We start from the raw sequence: 24008 nt of genomic DNA, 5'->3' as shown, positions 1-24008 counted from the left end.
CTATCATCTTACCATATGAAGTGAAAAAAGATGATGGAAAACAGAGTGAAATCCCCCTGAATGACGAGGGGGATTTTATTGGTTCATATGATGTTTCTGCAATTTAGCAAGTGCTTCCTGTGCAGCGTGCTGTTCTGCTTCTTTTTTAGAGCGGCCATTTCCAATCCCGAGCACTTCTCCTCGAAGTGATACATTTGCTTCAAATTCCCGGTTATGTGCAGGTCCCTTTTCATGCAGGATTCGGTATTCCAGCACACCTTTTCCATCACGCTGAACAAATTCTTGAAGCTGGCTTTTAAAGTCCATGACATGCGAGAAAGCTCCGTCGTTAATTTTCGGATACACATACCCTTCTAGAAATCGTTCAACAGGTTCCAGCCCTTGATCTAAATAAAGTGCCCCGATAAAGGCCTCGAATACATCTGCTAAGAGTGCGGGGCGCTTTCTGCCGCCAGTCATTTCTTCGCCTTTTCCTAAAAGAACAAGGTCTCCGAAGGACAGCTCATGTGCCAGTGACACAAGTGACGGTTCACACACGATCGCCGCTCTCAGTTTTGTTAAATCTCCCTCGCTCATCGCTGGATATTTCGCAAATAAGAATTGAGAGATGGTCAATTCTAAAACAGCATCTCCTAAAAATTCAAGTCTTTCATTATCCTCGTAAGGTTTTTTCCGGTGCTCATTCACATAAGAGGAATGTGTAAAGGCTTGATATAGAAGCTTTTCATTTTTAAACTGTACGGAAATACGCTGCTGGAATTCTCTAAATTGCTCTAGTTTTTTGCTCTGTTTCTGTTTGTCTTTATAGTGTTTTGGCATAGCAACCTCCAGGTAGGCTTAATCGCCTTTAAGGATACTGATTATATGGAGTCTCTCTTTCTACATGCAAGGAAACATTGCTCCCAGCATCTGAAAAAGGCTGACAATTGATCAGCTGAATGTGTTGAAACTAACATAAATTTTCAAAGTCCCGTCATGGAAGTAGACGGGACTTTGTTACACTTATTGCTGGCTATTTATGTAGTTCACAGCGTCACCGACTGTTGCAATTTTTTCAGCATCTTCGTCAGAAATTTCCATATCGAACTCATCTTCAAGTTCCATAACTAGCTCAACTACATCAAGGGAATCAGCGCCTAAATCTTCTTTAAATGAAGCTTCCATTTTCACGTCAGCCTCATCAACGCCAAGGCGGTCTACAATAATTTTTGATACACGCTCTAATACGTCTGCCATTGCCTTTCACCTCCCCTCAAAGTATTATAGTTGATTCGTTTTTAAAAAACTAGAGAAAACGTAACGAAATTTGATATTTCTTAGGACATGACCATTCCGCCATCCACTTGGATGGTTTGGCCTGTAATATAGCCTGCTCCTTCAGAAGCTAAAAAGACAACAACGTTGCTAATATCTTCAGGCGCACCAAAGCGTGCAAGCGGGATTTGTTTGAGCATTTCTGTCTGCACATTGTCATCAAGCTTATCTGTCATATCTGTAGAAATAAAGCCTGGTGCTACTGCATTGACTGTAATATGGCGGCTTGCCAGCTCTTTTGCTGTTGTTTTCGTTAACCCAATGACGCCAGCTTTTGCTGCAACGTAGTTTGCTTGTCCAGGGTTTCCGCATACGCCAACGACTGATGCCACATTGATGATTCTTCCGCTTCGCTGTTTCATCATTTGACGCGTCACGGCTTTTGTACAGTTAAAGACACCTTTTAAGTTTATGTTAATGACATCATCCCATTCATTTTCTTTCATTCTCATGAGCAGGTTGTCCTTTGTAATGCCAGCGTTATTCACAAGAATGTCGATTGAGCCGAATGTATCAATCGCTTGTTTCATTAATGCTTGTACTTCTTCAGCATTTGAGACATCAGCTTTGACAGCAAAAGCCTGCTTGCCAAGTGCTTTGATTTCATCCACTACTTCATTTGCTTTTGCTTCGTTTCCTGAATAATTCACGACAACATTTGCACCATTCTTCGCTAAATCGATCGCGATGGAACGGCCAATACCGCGTGATGCACCTGTTACAACGGCTGTTTTATTTGTAAGCATCAAGAATCCCCCTTCAATGTTTGAATTGCTGCTTCAATTGTTTCTTGATCTGAAACGGAAATAGTCGTCAGTCGGCGATTGACCTTTTTCACAAGACCTGAAAGCACTTTGCCAGGACCAATTTCAATAAACGTTGTCACACCTAAATCAATAAGGCGTTCCACACTTTCTTCAAAACGAACAGGCGAATACAATTGTTCAATGAGCTTTGTCTCAATCTTATCACGAGATGTCACGATGTCTGCTGTTACATTTGAAATGACCGGTGTTTTGGCATCCGCAATGTCTAGTTTTGACAGAACATCTGTGAATTTTTCAGCTGCTGGTTTCATTAAAGCTGAATGGAAAGGCCCGCTCACTTCAAGTGCAATTGCACGTTTTGCGCCTTTTTCTTTCGCTTTTTCTGATGCAAGTTCTACACCTTTTGCTGTACCAGAGATGACGATTTGTCCAGGGCAGTTTAAGTTAGCGAGTTCTACAAGATGACCGCTCTCTGTTACTTCTTTTGTTACTTCCAAAAGCGAAGCTTGATCTATTCCGAGGATCGCTGCCATTGCGCCTTCACCTGCTGGAACAGCTTCATTCATTAATTCGCCGCGTTTTCTGACGGCGTATACAGCATCTTTAAACGAAAGAGCGCCTGCTGCAACGAGGGCTGTGTATTCACCAAGACTGTGTCCTGCTGCATAATCTGCTTTGATTCCACTCTCTTCAAGTTTCTTTAAGATGGCGATACTTGTTGTTAAAAGAGCTGGCTGCGCATTATATGTCAGCGTCAGTTCTTCTGCTTCCCCTTCAAAAATCATAGAAGATAAGTCAAAACCAAGGGTCTTGTCTGCTTCTTCAAACACAGCTTTAGATGCTGATTCTTGGTCAAATAAATCTTTTCCCATGCCAATTTTTTGAGAGCCTTGGCCAGGGAATAAAAATGCAATTTTGCTCATGCTGCTCTACCTCCATTAAGACTCATTCGTGTTTTCTTTTTGGACTTCTTGATGAATGATGGCTGAAACGTCTTTTTCAACGATATCACGTGCCTGACGAATTGCATGAAAAATGGCGTTTTCATCAGAGGAGCCGTGCGCTTTAATAACAGGAGCCTTTAAACCAAATAAAGCGGCACCGCCATATTCGGAGTAATCCATTTTAGATTTCATCTGCATCAATTTAGGCTTCATCATGCCAGCTGCTATTTTTGCAGTAAAGCTGGATGTTAATGTTTCTTTCAGCATTTTAAATACGGAAAGGGCTGTGCCTTCAATCGTTTTAAGCGCAATATTTCCTGTAAAACCATCTGTGACAACGACATCGGCTACACCTTCTAATAAATCACGAGACTCCACATTTCCTACGAAATTTAAGTCTGATGCTTTTAGTAATTCGAAGGTTTTTTTCGTTAAATCATTGCCTTTTTTATCTTCTGTTCCTACATTTAAAAGTCCAACGCGCGGATTGCTCTTCGGGAAGACGCGCTCTGCGTAAATAGACCCCATCATGGCATATTGCACCAGATGTTCTGGCTTGGCATCGACATTTGCACCGACATCTAGTAATAAAAACCCGCTGCCATCAAGTGTTGGCAAAGTTGGAGCAAGTGCTGGTCTGTCAATACCATCGATTCTGCCTACGATAAACAGTCCTGCTGTCATGAGTGCTCCCGTATTTCCTGCTGAGATGCAGGCATCTGCTCTTCCTTCAGATACTTCCTGGGCCATTTTCACCATGGATGAATCCTTTTTACGTCTGACTGCACGCACTGGTTCATCTGTCGGTTCAATGACTTCTTTTGCATCTAAAATCGTGATGCGCTCGTTATTTGTTATGTATGGTTTGATTTTGCTTTCATCGCCGACAAGTGTAATGTCGACATCTGAAAATGCTGCTAAGCTTTTTTGCACACCGTCAATAATGGCTTTAGGGGCATGATCTCCCCCCATTGCATCGACTGCAATTCTCATGTTATGTGCCACCTTTTACTTTTGTTTTGAGCGATACATGACGAAGTCACCTGAGAAGACAACTTCCTCACCCACATAGCTGTTTACTTCAACTACGGTTCTGCCTTTTTCTTTATCATGCGAGGCTACTTTGGCTTTAGAGACGACTCGTTCGCCTTGTTTAACCTGCCTTGTAAATCTAATATTCGCTTTTGCTGTCAGCGCCAGCTCATCGTCAATGACGGCCACTGCCAGCGAATTTGCCTGGGCGAAGAGATGATGTCCCCTGGCAATTTGGTTTCGGCTAAATACGTGCTCTTTTCTTACTTCTAAAATCGAAATGGCTTGGTCATCAAGCTCTACATCAATCATTTCTCCAATCACTTCATCCAGCGGAAGTGACTTCACTTCATCCTCTAATGTCTTCTCGGCCACATGCTTAATTCTTTCGCGTAATTCAGGGATTGACAGCTCCAAACGATCAAGACGAACCGTTTGAATGCTTACACCGAATTTACTTGCCAATTCTTCATCAGTAATGAACGGAGTCGAGCTGATCGTTTGCTGGAGAAGCCTTTGACGTTCTTTTTTATTTAGTTTCATATGCAGACACCATCCGTACATTTATGACTAGGTACTAATAGTAGTATATAATCTCATAGATGATAAATCAATCCTTGTTTCAAAAAGACAAGAAAATTCCTCCAGCTCGATCAGCTTAATTTATCTCCGCCCAGCACACCGCTGTCCACAAGCGTTTGCCGAAGTTCTTTGTATTCAGGATCTGTCCAAAAGGCGTCCGATTGCACAAGGTCTGCTGCATCTTTTCTAGCAGTTTCAAGTGCTCTGTAGTCATGGACCATGTCTGCCACCTTAAATTCAGGCATCCCGCTTTGTTTCTTGCCAAAGAAATCGCCAGGCCCTCTTAGTTCTAAATCCTTTTCAGACAGCTCAAATCCATCGGTCGTTTCGGACATAATTCGCATTCGCTCTTTACCCGTCTCTGATTTCGGATCAGCCATTAAAATACAAAATGATTGATGCTCTCCGCGGCCGACACGTCCTCTTAGCTGGTGAAGCTGAGACAGTCCGAATCGGTCTGCATCATAAATGACCATGATGGTAGCATTCGGCACGTTAACCCCTACTTCAACGACTGTGGTCGAAACGAGAATCTGGACTTCATTTGTAGTAAAGGCTCTCATCACCTGATCTTTTTCATCACTTGCAAGCTTCCCGTGCATTAAGCCGATCGACCACTTGCCGCGATACGCCTCCGTCAGCATGCTGTGGACATCAATCGCATTTTGAACATCCAGTTTGTCTGATTCTTCAATGAGCGGACAAATAATATACGCCTGTCTTCCTTTTTTCAGCTCTTTATCCACAAAAGCAAGAATCCTCTCGAGCATGTCATGCTTGACCCAATACGTTTCGATTTGCTTTCGGCCAGCTGGTAATTCATCGATGACGGATACGTCCATTTCTCCAAATACAGTGATCGCAAGTGTTCGCGGAATAGGTGTTGCGGTCATAAACAAGACATCTGGGTCCTGCCCTTTACTTCTCAGTTTTTTCCGTTGTTCCACGCCAAACCGGTGCTGTTCATCTGTAATGACAAGACCGAGCTGCTGAAATTCGACTTCGTCTTGGATGAGAGCATGCGTGCCGACTAATATATCAATCTCGCCCTCTTTCAAACGTTCCAGCAATTCTCTGCGGCGCTTTCCTTTCACAGAGCTCGTCAGCAGGGCGATATTCAGCCCCCATTTTTCAAAGAGCTGGTACAGTGAATCTGCATGCTGTTCTGCCAAAATTTCAGTTGGCACCATCAGCGCACCTTGATAGCCGGATAAATGAGCAGCATAAAGTGCAATGGCTGCAACAGCTGTTTTCCCTGATCCAACATCTCCTTGAAGCAGCCGGTTCATTCGATAAGGGGACGCCATATCGGACATAATTTCATCAAGCACTCTTGATTGTGCCTTCGTCAGCGGAAATGGCAGGCCGTGAACAAACTCAAAGACAGCCTCTTTTGAAAACGGATGCTGGATACCTGATGTTTTTTCTCGTTCTTTCTTTCTGATCGCCTGCATCTTCAGCTGAAAAATTAAAAATTCCTCGTACACAAAGCGGCGTCTTGCTTGCTTGAGCGAGTCTCTTGTTTCAGGGAGATGAATGGTTTTTAATGCGTCTTGATAGGACATGAGTTTATAGGCCAAGGCAAGCTGCTTTGGCAGTGGATCTTCGGCTTTGTCTACATAAAGCGACAGAGCCTGTTTCACAAAGCGCCTCATCATCTTCACCGTTACATTTTCTTTGACCGAATAAACAGGTTCTATACTGCCATCTTGCTCGTGTGTCCCTTTTTTAAATTCCTGCACCATAATGGATTGACGGTTTTTATCCCATTTTCCTGTGACTGATACCGTATCACCTAAAACAAGACTTCGTTTTAAATATGGGCGATTGAAGCAAATCGCCGTAATGAGAAAACGCCCGACAAGCAGCCTGAATGTCAGCCTGCTTCGTTTCTTTCCATAATAGGTGAGAACGGGCTCACTGTGCACTTTGCCTTCAACTGTGATACGTTCGTCATGCTTCACTTCTTCTAAGTTGCGAAGCTCATAGTCATCATATCGATAAGGAAAGTAGCCGAGTAAATCGGCTACTGTATGGATTCCAAGTTCATTTAAGGTTTTTTCTGTTTCGGCTCCAATCCCTTTTAGGACTGAGATATTATCTAGCAGTTTCTGTATCACGAGATGAGGTCACACCTCCGAAAATCTTCTTTTCAAGCTCTCTTGCTGTCGGTGTTGCAGCGAGTCCGCCTTGTGCGGTCTCACGAAGAGCTGTTGGCATCGTTTGACCAATTTTATACATGGCATCAATGACTTCATCACACGGAATACGGCTCGTAATGCCGGCAAGTGCCATATCTGCTGCAATCATTGCATTAGATGCACCCATTGCGTTTCGTTTCACACATGGTACCTCGACAAGTCCTGCTACTGGATCGCAAACAAGTCCAAGCATATTTTTCAGTGTAATGGCCATCGCTTCAGCAGATTGCTGGGGCGTGCCGCCCGCCATTTCTACAATGGCTGCCGCCGCCATGCCTGATGCTGAGCCTACCTCTGCCTGACAGCCTCCTGCTGCACCAGAGATACTGGCATTATTGGCCACAACAAAACCAAATGCGCCAGAAGTGAATAGGAATCTGACCATTTGTTCCTTTGTTGGCTGTAATGTTTCTTTTACTGCAAATAACGTACCAGGTACAACACCTGCTGAACCTGCCGTAGGCGTCGCACAGATGGTCCCCATTGCTGCATTGACTTCATTCGTTGCAACTGCTTTACTGACAGCATCTAAGATCGTATGACCAGACAATGTTTTGCCTGATGCGATATATGCTTGAAGTTTGACTGCATCTCCGCCTGTTAAGCCTGATAATGATTTCACACCTTTAAGTCCGTTTTCAACCGCCTGCTCCATCACTTCTAGGTTGCGATACATCTGCGAAAATATCTCTTCACGTGACTTCCCTGTCACTTCCATTTCTTGCGCGATCATGATTTCTGAAATGGAGGTATTTCGTTCTTCTGTTAGCTGCACGAGTTCTTTGACGTTTTTAAACATCATACATTACCTCCTTGTTGTTACTCTGCAATTTGTGTGACTTGAATAATGTTAGGCAGCGTTTCAAGCTCTGATAGGACAGCTGGGTCAATATTTTGATCCACTTCAATTGTCATCAGTGCCTCTTGCCCGACATCTTTACGCGCCACTTCCATATGACCGATGTTGATAGCGAACTTCGCTAATACATTGGCAACTGCCGCAATTGTACCGTAGCGATCGTTATGAACGACAAGAATGGCAGGGTGATTTCCTGAAAGCCTGAGCTCAAAGCCATTTAATTCTGTGATTTCAATTTTACCTCCGCCGATGGAAATCCCGATTAATTCAAGCTTTCCGTTCGCATCTGAAATCTCTACTTTTGCTGTATTCGGATGCGCTGGTACTGCATCTTCTTCTTTAAATTCAATGTCGATCCCCTTGCTTTTTGCAATATCAATCGCTGTTTTGATTCGTTCGTCAAATGTATCAAAGTCAAGAACACCGCCGATAATCGCGACATCTGTACCGTGCCCTTTATACGTATCTTTAAAAGAACCATAAAATGAAACGACAATTTGTTTCGGTTCTCTTCCGAATAAGCTGCGAGCCACTCTTCCTATACGAGCCGCACCCGCTGTGTGCGAACTTGATGGACCAATCATGACGGGTCCAATAATATCAAACACACTTCTAAATTTCATAGGTCTTCCCCTCTCATAACCACTCACGTATTGGTTTGTTTCTTCCTTTAGACTAATGGATTCATTCGTTTCCCGCAACTCATTTCACCGAGGAATCCCTAGTAAAAAATTGCAAAAGAAGAAGAAGGGCTTGATTTGCCCTTCTTTCGTTATTCAACAGCCAAAATATATGAATAAAGCGGCTGTTTTCCATCGTGGACTTCAACTTCTACATCTTCAAATGTTTCTTCAATAAAGGCTTCTAACGCTTCCATCTCATCAGATGATGCGTCTTCCCCTTTAATGATTGTGACAATCTCATCATCTTCTGTCACCATTTTGGTCAAAAGCTCTTTGGCTGCATCTAATTGATTTTTCGCTGTTAAGGTGATTTTTCCGTTGAATAGACCCATATAATCGCCTTTGGCAATGTCGATTCCATCAATTTGAGTATCTCTCACTGCAAAGGTAATTTGGCCGCTTTTCACATGATCAATCGCTTCTAACATCGCTGCTTCATTGTCTTCATTTGAAGCTGTTTCATTTAGAGAAAGAAGTGCTGACATCCCTTGAGGTACGGTCTTCGTCGGAATGACAACGACCTCACGACTTGAGACAGTTGCCGCCTGTTTAGCTGCCATGACAATATTAGAATTATTAGGTAAGATAAAGACGGTTTCGGCATGTATGCTATCAATTGCTTTGACAATGTCTTCTGTGCTCGGATTCATCGTTTGTCCACCTTCGATGACGACGGAAGCCCCGATACTTTTAAACAAGTCAGCAATTCCTTCTCCCATTGCGACACTCACTACTCCGAAGCGCTGTTTTTCAGCAGCGGGTGCTTTTGGTGCAGCAGGCGAGTGATCTCTTTCTTCATTCACGATCGAGCTATGCTGCTCTCTCATGTTTTCAATTTTCATATTGATCAGGCTGCCGTAGCGCTGTGCATATGACAAAACATCTCCTGGCTGCTCTGCATGAATATGAACCTTCGCTAGCGTATCATCAGATACCACAAGAAGTGAATCTCCGAATTCGCTTAAGTCTTCTCTGAATGTATTCTCTTCAAAGGACTGTTTGTCTTCTTCAAATTTCACCATAAATTCTGTACAGTAGCCAAATTCAATATCTTCTGTGTTCATATGGCTTTGCGCACTTTTATGATGTTCTGCACTTACTAGTTCTTTGAGGGTTGGCAAAGAGGCCATTTTAGAAGGAAGCTCTTCTCCTCTTAAAGAAGCAAGGAAACCTTCATATACGCAAAGAAGTCCTTTACCTCCACTATCTACAACGCCTACTTCTTTTAAAACAGGAAGCAGATCTGGCGTTCGCTCAAGTGACGCTCTTGCCTCCTCAATTGTTAATTCTAACACGCGGTCAATTTGATCTTCTGTCGCTGAAACAGCAACCGCTTTCTTTGCAGCATCTTTTGCAACTGTTAAGATGGTCCCTTCAATCGGTTTCATCACGGCTTTATATGCTGTATCAACACCCGCCTGTAAGGCAAGGGCAAATTCTTTGGCATCAATCGACTCTTTTTGTTCTATATTTTTACTGAAACCTCTGAAGAGCTGTGACAGGATCACACCCGAGTTTCCTCTTGCTCCCATCAATAGTCCTTTTGAAAGGGCCACCCCGACCTTACCAATATGATCGGTAGTTGTTTCTTCAACTGCTTTTGCCCCTGAAGTCATCGACAAATTCATATTTGTCCCCGTGTCTCCGTCTGGCACTGGAAAAACATTTAACGCATCAACAATTTGTGCGTTTTGAGAAAGATGGTGAGCACCTGCAAGAATCATTTTTGCAAATGAGCGGCCATCAAGATTTCTAATAGACAATATATTTCCTCCTTACTACGGGTTCGTAACTTTTACTCCTTGTACATAAATGTTGACCGAATCAACAGAAAGTCCAATCGTGTGAGAAATCGTATATTTGACTTTCGTTTGAACATTATGTGCGACTTCTGATATTTTTGTACCGTAGCTAACGATGATGTACATATCAATATGAATGCTGTCTTCTTTTTGACGCACAAGAACACCCCGGCTGAAGTTCTCTTTGCGGAGAATATCCGTCAAGCCGTCCTTCATTTGATTTTTGGACGCCATGCCAACAATACCATAGCAATCAATTGCAGCGCCTCCTGCCACCATTGCAATGACTTCATTTGATATATCAATTTGTCCGTATTTCGTTCTAAGTTCGATGGACACATTGGTTCCCCCTTTTTGAGAAATTGCCCTGAGTTATCACTATTTTACTATAAGACCCTTCTTTTTAAAAGAAATCATTCAATCCGACCCAATCCTACTTATACTATAGCCTTGATTTTTTATCAAGATGTCAAGGTGTTTTTCTTGAAAGAGGAGCAAACAATCCTTGCAAACCCCTTGAAGCTGTGGTAAATTATTAAAGTATCTTGAGGCTTCTCTAAGAACGTATATGAAGAATATGATATGTTTTCGCAGTTAGGAGGGAAACAAATGGCACGTAAATGCGTTATTACAGGCAGAAAAACAAAAGCTGGGAACAACCGTTCTCACGCAATGAACTCTACAAAACGTACATGGGGCGCGAACCTTCAAAAAGTTCGTATTCTAGTGGACGGTAAGCCTAAAAGAGTATATGTATCAGCTCGAGCTTTGAAATCTGGTAAAGTTGAGCGTGTATAAGCAAGAGTAAACGCCTGCTACAATTAACTGTAGCAGGCGTTTTTATGTGGAAATAAAGGAGATTACTCATTAATCTTTCTTAAATGAACCAAGCATCGCACGGACAATGCCCCCAAGAAATCTAGGCAGTTTGATTGTATAAAATTTCATTTTGTCCCCCTCCTAAAAGTACCGCTTGCAGCACAATTGAGCTTAATCAGCCATCCACATTGATAGGTTGATCAATCTTTGCTTCTTACCATTATTAATATGCCTTCATGAAAAGAAAAAGTACCATTTGAGTGGATGAGTTCGTTACTAATACATAGTGTGGAACCAGGCTCAATATGACAATTTTTCAGAGGATATTTGAAACCTTTTAATGTCAGCTTTTCAACAGGTGTACCAAAGGGGAGAAACGACACGTATTTTTTGTCCAAGTCTTGTTTTATTTCGTATGTGCCAGGTCCAAACATTTGAATGATATTTTGTTTGTCTACAAGTGTGATGGTCTGCTTGTGCTGAATGCCTTTGTAAAGGAGATGGATATTTCCTAGAAAATGATCGGCTCTTCCGCCTGTTATGCCGTATATTTGAATATGGGCTGGGTGCTGATGCAAGGCCCAGTTAAGCGCAAGCTCTAAATCGGTTTCATCTTTTTCTGCCTGAAATACATTCAGGGCAGGTAATTTCTTTTTTAGCTCGCGAAGCTCTTCTTCTGTCACACTATCAAAATCACCAAATGCTTTGGCAGGTAAAATTCCATGCTCTAGTAAGAAGAGGGTTCCCCTGTCTACGCCGACCCAGAGGATGTCATCTTTAGACGCTTCCCGTTCAAGGGGCGGGATGTATTCAAAAGGACCGCCGGCTACGATATGTATGTACATGATATACGCTCCTCTCCATGTAAAAAGAACCAAAGATCACAATGCCTTTGGTTCCTTTCTTTACGCTTTTCGAATCGCTTGAATGGCTGCTGCGCGGTTGTCTTTACCGTATACCGCTGAGCCGGCTACAAGTAAATTAGCGCCTGCTTCCTTGCAGCTCTTTGCTGTTTCTACATTGACACCGCCGTCTATTTCAATAAGTAAATCGGTTAAGCCCTTTTGTTCACTAAGTGCCTTCACTTCTTTTACCTTAGTGAGGACAGATGGAATAAACGCTTGTCCACCAAAACCAGGATTCACCGTCATGAATAACACAAGGTCCACATCCTCTAATACATGCTCAATTTGAGAAACAGGTGTGTGCGGGTTTAGGACGACCCCTGCTTTTACACCTTGTTCTCTAATGTGCTGTATCGTGCGGTGCAAGTGCGGACAAGCCTCCACATGGACAGAAATGATGTCAGCGCCCGCTTTTGCGAATGCAGGGATATAACGGTCTGGATGTTCAATCATTAAATGAACATCCAGCGGAAGCTTTGTATGCGGCCTGATCGCTTCCACTACATTCGGCCCAAATGTGATATTCGGTACGAATTGACCATCCATGACATCAATATGAATATAATCCGCTCCGCCTTGTTCCACATCACGGATATCTTTCTCCAAATTGGCGAAATCTGCTGATAAAATGGAAGGGGCAATATAAACCATGATTTAGTACCTCGGCTTTCTGTCTTTGATTTCAGTTAAAAACTCTAAATAATGCTGATAGCGATACTCTCTGATTTGCTCATGTTCTACCGCATCTTTTACCGCACAGCCTGGCTCTTTCACGTGCAGGCAGCCTCTAAACTTACAATCTGCACTCCGCTCTCTGATTTCTAAAAAGTACAGACCTAAATCTTCCGCTTCTATGCCTGTAAATTCGAGTGAGCTAAAGCCAGGTGTATCTGCAATGAGTCCTTCAGCTGTTCGAATGAGTTCCACATGTCTTGTCGTATGTTTTCCCCTGCCAAGATGGGATGAAATATCATTTGTTTTTAGCGCCAAATCCGGGCTCATCGCATTTAAAAGTGAGGACTTGCCTACACCAGACTGACCTGCAAATACGGTTATTTTGTGATGAAAGTGCGGGGTCAGCTTTTCAATTCCGTCCCTCTCGATCGTAGATGTTAAATGAACGTCATATCCAATTTGCCGATAGTCCTCTGCATATGCTTGAATGGTTTTGCGTTCTTGCTCTGTTTTCAGCAAGTCAATTTTTGTAATGCAGATAATCGGCTCAATATGGTTGGCTTCAACAAGTACTAGAAATCTGTCTAAAAGCGATGTGCTAAAGGTTGGCTCTATCGCTGAGAAAACAAGCACCGCTTGATCGACGTTACTGATAGGCGGCCGAACAAGCTCGTTTGTCCGCTCTTTTACTTCCAATAAGTAGCCTTCCTTATCGTTGTCTGCTTGATAGACGACATAATCTCCGACAAGAGGTGTTATTTTATTTTTTCGAAAAATGCCTCTCGCTCTGCACTGAATCACTTTTCCACTTTCTTCAGACTCATCCAGTACATAATAAAACCCGCTTAATGCTTTAATAATTTTGCCCTCAGGCATAAAGTCCCTCCTTTATTCATCATCAGGGTATTCGATCGTTTTGGAGCTCACCACTTTATCATCAACCGTCACCTGATAATACCCTTTTTGACCTGGTTCAATCTTAAATTTAATTGTTCGTTCGGTTGGGGCATTGATTTTAAAGGTTTCATATAAATCAGAAATACTGTGTTCTGCATCATCAATGGAAATTTGGACATTCATTTCTTGCCCTTCTGTTTCTGGTTCATATGGGATCGCAATCTTTTCAGTTACCGTTTTGGCCGGTTTTTCCTTCGGTCCAAGAGAGAATGTGATTTTGACCGTATCACCTGGTTTGACAGCAGTTCCCGCTCCTGGTTCCTGCTTCATGACCTCACCTTTTGGCACATCATCAGAATACGCTTCTTTTTCATCAAGCTTTAGTCCATTATCCTCTAGATAATTCGATGCCGCCTGTTTACTATACGTCGTTAAATCCCTTAATGTAATATCGGCAGGGCCTATGCTGACTGTCAAAGTCACTTCTTCATCTGCTGCGACAAGCTCTGTATTCGCTGAAGGTTGCTGTTCCATGACAAGCCCTGATTCGGTGTCATTATCATTCACTTCCTCCACAACGACCTGTTTAAACCCTTTTTTCTCTAATAATTCTTTTGCTTTCTCGACCTTTTCGCCTGTTACATCAGGTAATTCGGTCTTTTCTTTGCCTGTACTTTCGTAAAGCTGAATCTCTGTTCCTTCTTTTACCTTTGTGCCGATTTTCGGATCTGTTTTGACGACAAGCCCTTTTTCAATTCTCTCATCAGCGATCTCAATAGGTTCACCAGCGACAGTAAATCCAGCTTTCTTCAAGGTGTCTTCTGCTTTTTCAACCGTCATGCCCGATACATCTGCGATCTCAACATCTTTTGGAAAGAGTAACCCTGGAAACACAGTGATGGCTAAAATCGTCGCGGCTGTCAGAATAAATAAGATTGATGCCACAACCCAAGGCCATTTTTTTCGTTTCTTTTTCGGTTTTTGTTTCTCTTTTTTCTTTGGTTTTTGAGCAGGATGGACGGCTGTTTTTTCAACGTCTTGGCCGACTTGATGATCTTGGATGATTGGGATGGCTTTCGTTGCTTCATGATCTTCTTCAATGACAAAGCGTTTTTCTTTTAATCTTGCAGGGTCGAAGGCTGTTTTTAAGTCTTTTTGCATTTCAGATGCATCTTCAAATCGATAAAATGGATCTTTGGCCATCGCCTTTAAAATGATGTTTTCCACGCTTTGTGGAACAGAAGGATTCCATCTTCTCACAGATGGGGGTTCTGATTGTAAATGCTTCAGCGCGACACTAACCGCTGATTCCCCTTCAAACGGCATGCGTCCTGAGATGAGTTCATAGAGCACAATACCAAGTGAATAGATGTCTGACTTTTTTGTTGCAAGACCTCCGCGTGCTTGTTCTGGAGACAAATAGTGCACGGATCCTAGGACAGAATTTGTATGGGTAATGGTCGCTGAGCTGAGTGCCATGGCAATTCCAAAATCAGTGACTTTGATATTCCCCATGTTGTCTATTAATATATTGTGAGGCTTAATGTCCCGGTGGACGAGCTGTTTCGCATGGGCTTCTTCCATCGCCGCAACGACTTGCTCCATAATGCGAACGGCTTCTTTCGGATGAAGCGGGCCATTGGCGTGTATGTATTCCTTCAGCGTCATTCCCTCGACATATTCCATGACAATATAATAAATGTCATCTTCTTCTCCTACATCGTAGATGCTGACAATGTTCGGATGATCTAAGCTTGCTGCTGATTGCGCTTCTCGCCGGAACCGTCTAATAAAATCATCATCGCTTGCAAAGTCAAATCGTAAAATTTTAATCGCTACTTCGCGATCTAAAATCATATCCTCCGCCAAATAAACGTTTGCCATTCCGCCTCCGCCTATGACGCGAAGAATCTGATAACGGCCGCTGATCCTTTTTCCGATCAACACTTGCTGTCACCCTCCTCTGTTTGGGAGGGGATTTCTAACAGTACTGCTGTAATGTTATCTTCACCGCCGTTGTCATTCGCTGTTCGAATTAACTCTGTTACTTTTTCATCCGGTGCGGTCGTTTGCGCTAAGATATGAATCAAATTCTCTTCTTCTACTTTATTCGATAATCCATCTGAGCAAAGCAGGATTTGATCTCCTGGGTCAACTTCAAAGGTGCGAGCATCGATTTGAACGTGTTTATCAGTTCCTAATGCTTTCGTGAGCACATTTTTTCTTGGATGATATTCTGCATCCGCTTTTGAAATCTCACCTGTTTTCACAAGCTCATTGACAAGCGAGTGGTCATCCGTTAGTTGGGTCAGTGCTCCTTCTCTGAGTAAGTAGCAGCGGCTGTCTCCTATATGGGCAATTGTGACCGTTTGCAAATGAACGAGCGCACAAACAATGGTCGTCCCCATTCCTTGGCACTCCTCATTGTTTCTCGCATGTTCATATACTTGGTCATTAATTTCACTAATTTTTGAGATTAACCAGCTTTCTAGGTCGGCTGGTTTATTTGGAATTGAAGATGTTGCTTGCCAGTATTCTTTTAAAGAAGATACTGCCATCTTGCTGGCCACATCACCAGCAAGATGACCTCCCATTCCATCTGCTACAACAGCTAGAAGTGTGTCTTCTTTTGCTTCAAAAATACCTGCATCATCTTCATTATGCTGACGGACTTTTCCTGTATCGGTTAAAAAGGCTGCCCTTATCAACATTCGTCACCTCGTCTCTTCCTGACGCTCCTTCGCTCTTAGCTGACCGCAAGCAGCATCAATGTCATGGCCTTGCTCTCGTCTAATCGTTACGTTTACGCCTTTTTCTTTCAGCGTTTTTTCAAATAGGAAGATTTGTTCTCTTGGTGTTCTCACATAATCTCTCTCCGGTACATAGTTCACCGGAATCAGGTTCACGTGACATTTGATTCCTTTTAATAAATCAGCAAGTTCTTCCGCGTGATGAACTTGATCATTGACTCCGCCAAACAGGCCGTATTCAAAGCTGACACGTCTACCCGTTTTTTGAATGTAGTATTCAATGGCTTCCATTAATTTGGGCAGCTTATACGCCTTATTGATCGGCATCAAGCGGCTTCTAATCTCTGTATTTGGTGCATGCAATGACACAGCAAAGTTGATTTGCATTTGCTCATCAGCGAATTGATAGATCTTTGGAATGATCCCGCTTGTTGAGACAGTAATATGACGCGCGCCAATATTTAAGCCATTGTCATGGTTGATGATTTTTAGGAATGCAAGCATTTCCTCAAAGTTATCAAATGGTTCACCGATACCCATGATGACAACAGAGCTAACTCTCTCATCCGTTTCATCAAGCGCCTGCTGCACTTTCAATACTTGGGCAACGATTTCACCCGCTTCAAGGTTTCGCTTCAAGCCGCCAAGTGTCGATGCACAGAATGTACAGCCAATTCTACAGCCGACCTGAGTGGTCACACACACAGAGTTGCCGTATTCGTGACGCATGAGCACTGTTTCAATTGTATAGCCATCATGTAATTCAAATAAAAATTTGATCGTTCCATCTTGAGATGTTTGTTTGATCACTGTTTTTAATGTGGTGATCGCAAATTGATCCTTTAATTTTTCTCTTAATTCCTTTGAAAGGTTAGACATTTCGTCAAAGGATGTCACACGTTTTTCATAAAGCCATTCAAAAATTTGGGCTGCACGGAAAGGCTTTTCACCTTGTTCTTTTAACCATTCTTTGATTTCGTGAAGCTCAAATGAGTAGATCGACGGCATGTCTGTTTTCAGTTCTTTTCTTACTTTTTGTTCTGTCATTTTTTATCCCTTCTTTCTCATGCTGCAAATAAAGAAACCATCTGTTCCGAAATAATGAGGAAGAATTTGCACACTTCCGTTTTGAACAAACGGAGCAACCTGCTCAGGCAGCCGTTCATTAAGAGATAGATCGGGTTCGAAGTCTTGGTGTTCTTGTAAAAACGCATGAATCACTTGTTGATTTTCTGTTGGGCCCATTGTACATGTACTATATACAAGGGTTCCGCCCGGCTTTAGAAGCGAGGCTGTTTCGTTTAAGATTGCCTGCTGAATTATCGCAAGCCTTGCTGAGTCTTCTTGAGACTTTGTATATTTCATATCTGGTTTTCGTCTGATGACGCCAAAACCAGAACACGGTGCATCAATCAGAATACGGTCAAACGAAGCTTCGCTATAATAGTCCGCTGTTTTCCTTGCATCAAGCGCTTTTGCCTCAATGTGAGTAAGATGCAGACGCTTTGCTGCTTGTTTGATGAGTTTCACTTTGTGTTCATGTAAATCAAGTGAAACAATTTTCCCCTCATCGTTCATTCGCTCTGCGATATGTGTTGATTTGCCGCCAGGAGCCGCGCAGGCATCAAGCACCGTTTCTCCCGGCTGAGGATTTAGTGCTCTTGCGACAAGCATTGAGCTTTCATCTTGAATGGTCACAAAGCCCTCTTGAAAAGAAGGCGTTGATACGATGGACCCTTTCATGAGCTTCAGTGCATCCTCAGATAAGTCGCCGAGCTCTGTTTCAATTCCTGCATCCATCAGTTCATTCTGTAATGCCATGCGATCGGTTTTCATTCGATTGACACGAAGAGTTTGCTTTGGCGGTACTAAATGAATGCGGCACATGCTTTCTGCTGCTTCAAATCCATACGCCTCAACCCATTGCTGCACAAGCCATAGTGGGTGGCTTGTCTCAATCGAGAGCCGCTTGACCGGATCTTTGATTGCATCAAATGCCGGAACGCCTTCTCTTTGTACTGAACGAAGTACGCCGTTCACAAGTGAAGAAATGCCTTTATGCCCGCGCTTTTTCGTTAGCTCGACTGCTTCATGGATGGCTGCACGATCTGGAATTTTTTCAAGGTAGACCATTTGATAAAGAGACATACGCAAAAGCTGCATGACCCACGGGGCCACCTTTTGCGGTTTTTTCACAAAGGGCGCCAGCATATAATCTAGTGCCAGCTTATTTTGCAGTGTACCGTATACAAGCTCTGTTAACAGTGGTTTGTCCTGATCTGCCAGATCTTTATCTTTCATGACTGACTGCAAAAGCAAATTACTGTAAGCTTGATTTTGTTCGAGTTTGATTAAAGCGTCCAGCGCTACTTCTCTCACATTACTTTTCTTCATTCATTAACCCTAATTTCTGTCCAATTTCGATATTTGCGCCTCTTAAGAAGTCTTCGCCGGTCATTTTTTTCTTTCCAGCCGGCTGCACACTTGTTAATATAAGGCCTTGCTGATTCCCGGTTCCAATGACCGGTCCTTCTTTTTGAAGTTCAATCACTTTCCCAGGTTCTTGCGCTTGAAGCGGAACTTTTTTCGCTTCCCAAACTTTTAAATGAGCGCCGTTCCATTCAGTATAGGCAACTGGCCATGGATTTAAGCCGCGAACTTGGTTGTAAAGCTCTTCTCCGGTTTTTGTCCAGTCTAACCTTTCTTGCTCCCGCTTAATATTAGGTGCGTAGGTTGCCGCCTCTTCATTTTGCGGAATCGGAGAGATGGACCGGTTCAGAACATTTGGAACCGTATCTTTTAGCAATGCGGCGCCTGCTATACTTAATTTATCATGCAATGTCCCAACGTTGTCTAATTCATCAATTTCTACTTCTACTTTACTAATCATGTCACCTGCATCGAGTCTTTCAACCATGTACATTATGGTCACGCCTGTTTTCTTTTTGCCTTGCAGGATCGCATAATGGATCGGCGCGCCGCCTCTTAGCTCTGGCAGCAAAGAGGCATGAACATTGATACAGCCAAATTCAGGTTCATCCAGCAGTCTTTTTGGTAAAATTTGTCCGAAGGCTGCTGTTATAATTAAATCTGGCTTTAATGCAAGCACTTTATCGATTTCTTCATCAAGGCGCACCTTTTCAGGCTGCAAAACAGGGATGCCATGCTTTAGGGCTTCCACTTTCACAGGAGGTGGCGTGAGCACTCGTTTTCTGCCTTTCGGGCGATCTGGCTGCGTGACGACCCCGACGACTTCGTATCCTTCTGTTATCAGTGTTTGCAGCACAGGTACTGAGAAATCAGGGGTTCCCATAAATACAATACGTGCCATTTTCTTCACCCTTCCATTTCCACAAGTTCTTTTTCTGTATAGGTTTGAATGATTTTCGACGTGAATAATATGCCGTCTAAATGATCAATTTCGTGCAATAAGGCTCTTGCTAAAAATCCTTCTGCTTCTATTGTAAATGGTTTGCCTTTCTTATCAAAGGCTTTCACCTTCACATGATTTGGTCTTTCTACAGTGCCGTATAAAGATGGGAAGCTCAAGCAGCCTTCAATGTCTGTTTGGCTTCCTTTTACTTCAAGAACCTCGGGATTCACTAAATCAATTCTGCCAGATTCTTCTCCTATATCTACAACGGCGATTCTTTTTGAAATACCGATTTGCGGTGCTGCTAGTCCGACTCCATCTAGCTCAAGCATTGTATCATACATGTCATCGAGCAGTTTTTTAAGCTTTTTATCGAACGTATCGACAGGCTCTGTCTTTTGTTCAAGCACTTCTGCCGGATGTATGACTATTGGTTTTATTGCCACTTAAAGCCCTCCGTTTTACATCATCATATATGGATTCATATCTATTGAAATCATCAACTGTTTTTGTTCCATTTCTTTTTGATAATGATCTTGTATTTTCCGTAGTAAACTTGCCAGTTCATTTTCCCTTTTGTATTTTATCACGCATTGATATCGATATCTATCTTTGATCTTAGCGATCGGAGATGCAGCTGGACCAAGGATTCTTGTATTCGGTGCACAGTTCATTTTCAGAAACTGGACAATTTGATCAGCGACATGCGCTGCCTTCGTCACTTCTTCGTGTGAAACAGTCACCATTGCCAAGAAGTAAAATGGCGGATAGGACTGATGACGACGATGCAGCATCTCCTGCTCATAAAAGGCTTCATAGTCATGCTGCTTGGTTAATTCAATACTATAGTGAGAAGGCGTATACGATTGAATAATGACTGAGCCCGCTTTTTCATGGCGCCCTGCCCGGCCGCTGACTTGCGTGAGAAGTTGAAATGTTTTTTCACTTGAACGAAAATCAGGGATATGAAGGGACGTATCCGCACTCAGTACACCGACAAGTGTAACATCTGGAAAGTCTAACCCTTTTGCAATCATTTGCGTACCGAGTAGAATATCCGCTTCTTTGTTGCCAAATGAGGTAAGAAGCTTTTCATGAGCGCCTTTTCGAGAGGTTGTATCTACATCCATTCGGATTACCCTCGCCTCAGGCAAAACCTTGGTGAGCTCTTCTTCTACTCGCTGCGTACCTGTACCAAAATAACGAATATGCTCGCTGTGGCATTCTGGACATTCAGCAGGTACCGGGGCTTCGTGACCGCAATAGTGACACTTCAGCCGTTTTTGATAACGGTGATAGGTAAGGGAAATCTCGCAATGAGGACATTGCTCCACATATCCGCAATCACGGCACATCACAAAGGATGAATAGCCTCTTTTATTCAGAAATAAGACGGCTTGTTCTTTCCTTTCAAGCACTTCTTTTAACCTGAGCATTAATTCTTCTGAGAACATAGACCGGTTGCCGTTCCTTAATTCTTCTCTCATATCAATTACCGAGACGTGCGGCATCTGCTGCTGGTTCACGCGTTGCTTTAGCGTCAGCAATGTATACACACCTTTTTTCGCACGCGCATAGGTCTCAAGTGAAGGTGTTGCACTGCCTAATACGACTGGACATTGGTGCCGTCTTGCTCGTTCAATTGCGACGTCCTTGGCATGATAACGCGGCATCTCTTCTTGTTTGTAGGAAGATTCATGCTCTTCATCTATGATAATCATTCCTAGATTTTCAAATGGGGCGAAAACAGCAGACCTTGCTCCCACGACAAGCTTGACTTCCTTGCGGTGAATTTTCCGCCACTCATCATACTTTTCCCCTGTCGATAATCCGCTATGAAGAACAGCCACATTTGAGCCAAACCGTTCTTTAAACCGCTGAACCATTTGAGGAGTTAATGAAATTTCAGGAACGAGGACGATCGCTTCTTTTCCCTTTTGAAGTACATGATCAATGGTCTGCAAATAAATCTCCGTTTTCCCGCTTCCTGTCACCCCGTGCAGCAGAAAGGTTTCATGCTGATGATCACTCACTGCTTGATGAATGTGTTTCGCTGCTGCTGCTTGTTCTGTCGTGAGATCGAGGGAATCAGATTGTTTAAACTCCCGGTCTGCATAAGGATCTCGATAGATCTCTTCATAGCTCTCTGTTAACAGCCCTTCTCGTATAAAGGTTTTAAGCGTTTGAGAACTAGCGCCTGTTTGCTGCTGTAAGTCTTTCGCTAAAAAAGTGGTCTCACTCGCTTGAAGCAAAAAGGAGAGCAATTCCTTTTGTTTCACCGCATTTTTCTTTAGCTGCTGCTGCTTTTCTTCAAGTCTTTCTTTCGAAACGACGACCTGAAGCATGCGCACCTTTTTCTTTCCAGATTTTTGAGAGACATGATATCTCACCTCTAGATGACCTTTTTGGACATGCTTTTGAATGTGCTTCAGTTGATCAGGCGGAATGTCAGCGTAAAGTATGCTTTCTTGCTGACCGAAAAGCTCTTTCAATGACTGCGGAAGTTCTTCATCTGATAACACCTGAATTTCTTTTTCATATTTTGCCTTCATGGCTGCAGGCAGCATGGATTGCAGAGCCGTAATATGATAGGACAATGTTTTTTCCGTCAGCCAGTGGGAAAGCTCCAATAGCTCATCTGTCAGAACAGGTGATAAATCAAATAAATCCACAATGTCCTTGATGTTTCCTGTCTTTACGTCTGTTACATCTTTGACTCTTGTCACAAACCCTTGAATCTTCCTCGGGCCAAAGGGAACAACGACCCTCATCCCAGGTTTGACGAGATCTTTGAACCGATCGGGCACACGATAGTCAAATGGGCGATCAATGGCTTTCGTTGTGACATCCACTATGACTTCAGCAATCATGCTCGATCACGCTCTTTTGGCAATAGCTGTTTTGCCTCCTTTAAGATTTCAAAAGCGAGGTCTTTTTTGCTCATCATCGGCAGCTCTTTTTTTGTTCCGTCCGCTTTGATGATCGCTGCCACATTTGTGTCTGTGCCAAAGCCCGCACCCTCTTTTGTTACATTGTTGGCAACAATCATATCTAGATGCTTGGATTCGATTTTCTTTTTCGCATAATATTCTACATCCTGCGTTTCAGCTGCAAAACCGACAAGCACTTGATGCTCTTTTCTTTTCCCCAGCTCTTTTAAAATATCTTTTGTACGCGTGAATTCAATTTCCAGTGCACCGTCATGTTTTTTCATTTTATGAGGATATGTCGTGACAGGGGTGTAATCGGCAACAGCTGCTGATTTAATGACAAGGTCTGCTTCCCCGTACACATCTAAAGCAGCCTGATACATCTCCTCTGCCGATTCAACGTGTACCACGTCTACATGGTCAGGCGCAGTCAAAGAAACAGGACCAGAAATAAGCGTGACATCAGCCCCCATTTGCTGGGCAGCTTCTGCAATGGCATAGCCCATTTTCCCAGTAGAACGATTTGTAAAGAAACGAACAGGATCGATCACTTCTCGTGTAGGACCTGCTGTCACCACGACTTTTTTCCCTGAAAGCGGCAAGCTTTTTGGCTCCTCGAAAAACGCACGAATGTGTTCAATAATTTTTTCAGGTTCCTCTAAACGCCCTTTTCCAATGTACCCGCAGGCTAAATAACCTTCACTTGGCTCAATAAACCGGTATCCGTCTTCATATAATGTGCGAATGTTCCGCTTCACAGCTGGGTGATCATACATATGCACATTCATAGCCGGTGCGATCCATACAGGAGCTGTTGAAGCGAGCAAGGTGGTTGTGAGCATATCATCTGCAAGTCCTGCGGCCATTTTACCAATCGTATGTGCTGTTGCAGGAGCAACGAGAATGAGATCGGCCCAGTCAGCTACATCAATATGCGCAATGACTCTTGGATTGTTCTCTTTAAATGTATCCACATAAACCTCTTGTCGAGATAGGGCTTGGAAGGTGAGCGGAGACACAAACTCACGGGCAGATTCCGTCATAATCACTCTTACATTTGCGCCTGCCTGTACGAGTTTACTAGTGAGTGCAGCTGCTTTATATACGGCGATTCCTCCGCTGACGCCGAGCAAAATATTTTTTGACTGTAACATTTGTTTGTCCCCCTTAATGGCCTTTTTCACAAATTCGTCTACAATTCAAAAAAGTCAAAACCAATCATAGTTTTGACTTTTTTGAACGTATCGTATCTGCATTACAGAAGCGATGTGTTATTCTTGATCCTCTTTTTCAAATGTCAAAAGACCAGCGTCGATTTCTTCAAGTGCTTTCCCTACAAATTTGTAAGACTTTGTGTTTTCGATCTGCTGATCTTGATGGATCTGCATTTCACGTGCACGGCGTGCAGACACTGTCACAAGTGTATATTTCGAATCAAGTTTGTTCATCAATGAGTCAATTGAAGGATCTAACAT

The 24008-nt window shown here is 43.0% G+C and carries 25 protein-coding genes; 1 reads left to right on the top strand and 24 read right to left on the bottom strand.

Annotation, left to right across the window (positions count from 1 at the left end; translation table 11 throughout):
• Window positions 1-75: 75 nt before the first annotated feature.
• From rnc to NPA43_RS07535, 11 genes are all read right to left on the bottom strand, one after another.
• Window positions 76-819 carry a ribonuclease III gene (gene rnc / locus NPA43_RS07585; protein WP_034317819.1) on the bottom strand — a complete coding sequence of 248 codons (744 nt, stop codon included), beginning with the start codon at window positions 817-819 and terminating at the stop codon, window positions 76-78.
• A 183-nt stretch (window positions 820-1002) separates the two neighbouring features.
• Window positions 1003-1236 (bottom strand): acyl carrier protein, encoded by a 234-nt coding sequence (gene acpP / locus NPA43_RS07580; RefSeq protein ID WP_003212028.1) that lies wholly within the window; start codon window positions 1234-1236, stop codon window positions 1003-1005.
• An 80-nt stretch (window positions 1237-1316) separates the two neighbouring features.
• Window positions 1317-2060: a 3-oxoacyl-[acyl-carrier-protein] reductase gene (gene fabG / locus NPA43_RS07575; RefSeq protein WP_099725886.1), complete on the bottom strand. Its 744-nt coding sequence runs from the start codon at window positions 2058-2060 to the stop codon at window positions 1317-1319.
• Window positions 2060-3004: an ACP S-malonyltransferase gene (gene fabD / locus NPA43_RS07570; RefSeq protein ID WP_230031477.1), complete on the bottom strand. Its 945-nt coding sequence runs from the start codon at window positions 3002-3004 to the stop codon at window positions 2060-2062. Before fabD ends, fabG begins: the two co-directional genes overlap by 1 nt.
• Window positions 3005-3019: 15 nt before the next feature.
• Window positions 3020-4018: a phosphate acyltransferase PlsX gene (plsX, locus tag NPA43_RS07565; protein ID WP_099725888.1), complete on the bottom strand. Its 999-nt coding sequence runs from the start codon at window positions 4016-4018 to the stop codon at window positions 3020-3022.
• Between the two features lie 15 nt (window positions 4019-4033).
• Window positions 4034-4600, bottom strand: coding sequence for a transcription factor FapR (gene fapR / locus NPA43_RS07560; protein WP_099725889.1), 567 nt, complete (start codon window positions 4598-4600; stop codon window positions 4034-4036).
• A 110-nt stretch (window positions 4601-4710) separates the two neighbouring features.
• The gene (recG, locus tag NPA43_RS07555) at window positions 4711-6759 is read right to left on the bottom strand and encodes an ATP-dependent DNA helicase RecG (RefSeq protein ID WP_256499553.1); all 2049 of its coding nucleotides are present in this window, start codon (window positions 6757-6759) and stop codon (window positions 4711-4713) included.
• Entirely contained in the window at window positions 6737-7639 is a 903-nt protein-coding gene (gene sdaAA / locus NPA43_RS07550) for an L-serine ammonia-lyase, iron-sulfur-dependent, subunit alpha (protein WP_099726000.1), read from the bottom strand. Before sdaAA ends, recG begins: the two co-directional genes overlap by 23 nt.
• 20 nt (window positions 7640-7659) lie before the next feature.
• Window positions 7660-8322 carry an L-serine ammonia-lyase, iron-sulfur-dependent subunit beta gene (sdaAB, locus tag NPA43_RS07545; protein WP_099725891.1) on the bottom strand — a complete coding sequence of 221 codons (663 nt, stop codon included), beginning with the start codon at window positions 8320-8322 and terminating at the stop codon, window positions 7660-7662.
• A 149-nt stretch (window positions 8323-8471) separates the two neighbouring features.
• Window positions 8472-10145: a DAK2 domain-containing protein gene (locus NPA43_RS07540; RefSeq protein ID WP_256499552.1), complete on the bottom strand. Its 1674-nt coding sequence runs from the start codon at window positions 10143-10145 to the stop codon at window positions 8472-8474.
• A 15-nt stretch (window positions 10146-10160) separates the two neighbouring features.
• Entirely contained in the window at window positions 10161-10523 is a 363-nt protein-coding gene (locus NPA43_RS07535; protein ID WP_099725893.1) for an Asp23/Gls24 family envelope stress response protein, read from the bottom strand.
• Between the two features lie 270 nt (window positions 10524-10793).
• Between NPA43_RS07535 and rpmB the strand changes: the two genes are divergently transcribed.
• Window positions 10794-10982 (top strand): 50S ribosomal protein L28, encoded by a 189-nt coding sequence (gene rpmB / locus NPA43_RS07530; protein ID WP_003212514.1) that lies wholly within the window; start codon window positions 10794-10796, stop codon window positions 10980-10982.
• Between the two features lie 69 nt (window positions 10983-11051).
• On the opposite strand, the gene spoVM is transcribed toward rpmB, so the two are convergent.
• The 13 genes from spoVM to rpoZ all read right to left on the bottom strand — a co-directional run bounded on the left by spoVM (window position 11052) and on the right by rpoZ (window position 24008).
• A complete protein-coding gene (gene spoVM / locus NPA43_RS07525) occupies window positions 11052-11132 on the bottom strand; it encodes a stage V sporulation protein SpoVM (protein ID WP_008354550.1) in 81 nt (26 codons plus the stop codon).
• A gap of 71 nt (window positions 11133-11203) precedes the next feature.
• Entirely contained in the window at window positions 11204-11848 is a 645-nt protein-coding gene (locus NPA43_RS07520) for a thiamine diphosphokinase (protein WP_099725894.1), read from the bottom strand.
• A gap of 60 nt (window positions 11849-11908) precedes the next feature.
• Window positions 11909-12559 (bottom strand): ribulose-phosphate 3-epimerase, encoded by a 651-nt coding sequence (rpe, locus tag NPA43_RS07515; RefSeq protein ID WP_256499551.1) that lies wholly within the window; start codon window positions 12557-12559, stop codon window positions 11909-11911.
• Window positions 12560-12562: 3 nt separating this feature from the next.
• Entirely contained in the window at window positions 12563-13459 is an 897-nt protein-coding gene (rsgA, locus tag NPA43_RS07510) for a ribosome small subunit-dependent GTPase A (protein ID WP_256499550.1), read from the bottom strand.
• Between the two features lie 12 nt (window positions 13460-13471).
• Window positions 13472-15427, bottom strand: coding sequence for a Stk1 family PASTA domain-containing Ser/Thr kinase (gene pknB, locus NPA43_RS07505; protein ID WP_230031472.1), 1956 nt, complete (start codon window positions 15425-15427; stop codon window positions 13472-13474).
• Window positions 15421-16191, bottom strand: coding sequence for a Stp1/IreP family PP2C-type Ser/Thr phosphatase (locus tag NPA43_RS07500; protein ID WP_099725898.1), 771 nt, complete (start codon window positions 16189-16191; stop codon window positions 15421-15423). The genes pknB and NPA43_RS07500 overlap by 7 nt, the downstream gene beginning before the upstream one ends.
• Window positions 16192-16194: 3 nt before the next feature.
• Window positions 16195-17277, bottom strand: a complete 1083-nt coding sequence (gene rlmN / locus NPA43_RS07495; protein WP_034317860.1) for a dual-specificity RNA methyltransferase RlmN — start codon at window positions 17275-17277, stop codon at window positions 16195-16197.
• Window positions 17278-17280: 3 nt separating this feature from the next.
• Window positions 17281-18624 (bottom strand): 16S rRNA (cytosine(967)-C(5))-methyltransferase RsmB, encoded by a 1344-nt coding sequence (gene rsmB, locus NPA43_RS07490; protein ID WP_256499549.1) that lies wholly within the window; start codon window positions 18622-18624, stop codon window positions 17281-17283.
• A complete protein-coding gene (gene fmt, locus NPA43_RS07485) occupies window positions 18611-19561 on the bottom strand; it encodes a methionyl-tRNA formyltransferase (protein WP_256499548.1) in 951 nt (316 codons plus the stop codon). Before fmt ends, rsmB begins: the two co-directional genes overlap by 14 nt.
• A 5-nt stretch (window positions 19562-19566) precedes the next feature.
• A complete protein-coding gene (gene def / locus NPA43_RS07480; RefSeq protein WP_099725901.1) occupies window positions 19567-20049 on the bottom strand; it encodes a peptide deformylase in 483 nt (160 codons plus the stop codon).
• Window positions 20050-20064: 15 nt separating this feature from the next.
• Window positions 20065-22473, bottom strand: coding sequence for a primosomal protein N' (gene priA, locus NPA43_RS07475; RefSeq protein WP_256499547.1), 2409 nt, complete (start codon window positions 22471-22473; stop codon window positions 20065-20067).
• Entirely contained in the window at window positions 22470-23687 is a 1218-nt protein-coding gene (gene coaBC, locus NPA43_RS07470) for a bifunctional phosphopantothenoylcysteine decarboxylase/phosphopantothenate--cysteine ligase CoaBC (protein WP_256499546.1), read from the bottom strand. The genes priA and coaBC overlap by 4 nt, the downstream gene beginning before the upstream one ends.
• 117 nt (window positions 23688-23804) lie before the next feature.
• The gene (rpoZ, locus tag NPA43_RS07465; RefSeq protein WP_003211647.1) at window positions 23805-24008 is read right to left on the bottom strand and encodes a DNA-directed RNA polymerase subunit omega; all 204 of its coding nucleotides are present in this window, start codon (window positions 24006-24008) and stop codon (window positions 23805-23807) included.

Origin of the sequence: Bacillus pumilus, assembly GCF_024498355.1 — a bacterium.
Taxonomy (GTDB): domain Bacteria; phylum Bacillota; class Bacilli; order Bacillales; family Bacillaceae; genus Bacillus; species Bacillus pumilus_P.
Note: the sequence above shows the minus strand (reverse complement) of the source record. Positions and strands in the feature narration are given on the sequence as shown.

Bases quoted from the DNA above. Each gene is read 5' to 3' on its own strand.
- fapR (WP_099725889.1), bottom strand. From the start codon at position 4,600: ATGAAACTAAATAAAAAAGAACGTCAAAGGCTTCTCCAGCAAACGATC.
- rsgA (WP_256499550.1), bottom strand. From the start codon at position 13,459: ATGCCTGAGGGCAAAATTATTAAAGCATTAAGCGGGTTTTATTATGTA.
- NPA43_RS07500 (WP_099725898.1), bottom strand. From the start codon at position 16,191: ATGTTGATAAGGGCAGCCTTTTTAACCGATACAGGAAAAGTCCGTCAG.
- rpe (WP_256499551.1), bottom strand. From the start codon at position 12,559: ATGGTTTATATTGCCCCTTCCATTTTATCAGCAGATTTCGCCAATTTG.
- rsmB (WP_256499549.1), bottom strand. From the start codon at position 18,624: ATGAAGAAAAGTAATGTGAGAGAAGTAGCGCTGGACGCTTTAATCAAA.
- sdaAA (WP_099726000.1), bottom strand. From the start codon at position 7,639: ATGTTTAAAAACGTCAAAGAACTCGTGCAGCTAACAGAAGAACGAAAT.
- fabD (WP_230031477.1), bottom strand. From the start codon at position 3,004: ATGAGCAAAATTGCATTTTTATTCCCTGGCCAAGGCTCTCAAAAAATT.
- fabG (WP_099725886.1), bottom strand. From the start codon at position 2,060: ATGCTTACAAATAAAACAGCCGTTGTAACAGGTGCATCACGCGGTATT.
- fmt (WP_256499548.1), bottom strand. From the start codon at position 19,561: ATGGCACGTATTGTATTTATGGGAACCCCTGATTTCTCAGTACCTGTG.
- coaBC (WP_256499546.1), bottom strand. From the start codon at position 23,687: ATGTTACAGTCAAAAAATATTTTGCTCGGCGTCAGCGGAGGAATCGCC.
- rnc (WP_034317819.1), bottom strand. From the start codon at position 819: ATGCCAAAACACTATAAAGACAAACAGAAACAGAGCAAAAAACTAGAG.
- sdaAB (WP_099725891.1), bottom strand. From the start codon at position 8,322: ATGAAATTTAGAAGTGTGTTTGATATTATTGGACCCGTCATGATTGGT.
- rpmB (WP_003212514.1), top strand. From the start codon at position 10,794: ATGGCACGTAAATGCGTTATTACAGGCAGAAAAACAAAAGCTGGGAAC.
- plsX (WP_099725888.1), bottom strand. From the start codon at position 4,018: ATGAGAATTGCAGTCGATGCAATGGGGGGAGATCATGCCCCTAAAGCC.
- rlmN (WP_034317860.1), bottom strand. From the start codon at position 17,277: ATGACAGAACAAAAAGTAAGAAAAGAACTGAAAACAGACATGCCGTCG.
- acpP (WP_003212028.1), bottom strand. From the start codon at position 1,236: ATGGCAGACGTATTAGAGCGTGTATCAAAAATTATTGTAGACCGCCTT.
- spoVM (WP_008354550.1), bottom strand. From the start codon at position 11,132: ATGAAATTTTATACAATCAAACTGCCTAGATTTCTTGGGGGCATTGTC.
- NPA43_RS07520 (WP_099725894.1), bottom strand. From the start codon at position 11,848: ATGTACATACATATCGTAGCCGGCGGTCCTTTTGAATACATCCCGCCC.
- priA (WP_256499547.1), bottom strand. From the start codon at position 22,473: ATGATTGCTGAAGTCATAGTGGATGTCACAACGAAAGCCATTGATCGC.
- rpoZ (WP_003211647.1), bottom strand. From the start codon at position 24,008: ATGTTAGATCCTTCAATTGACTCATTGATGAACAAACTTGATTCGAAA.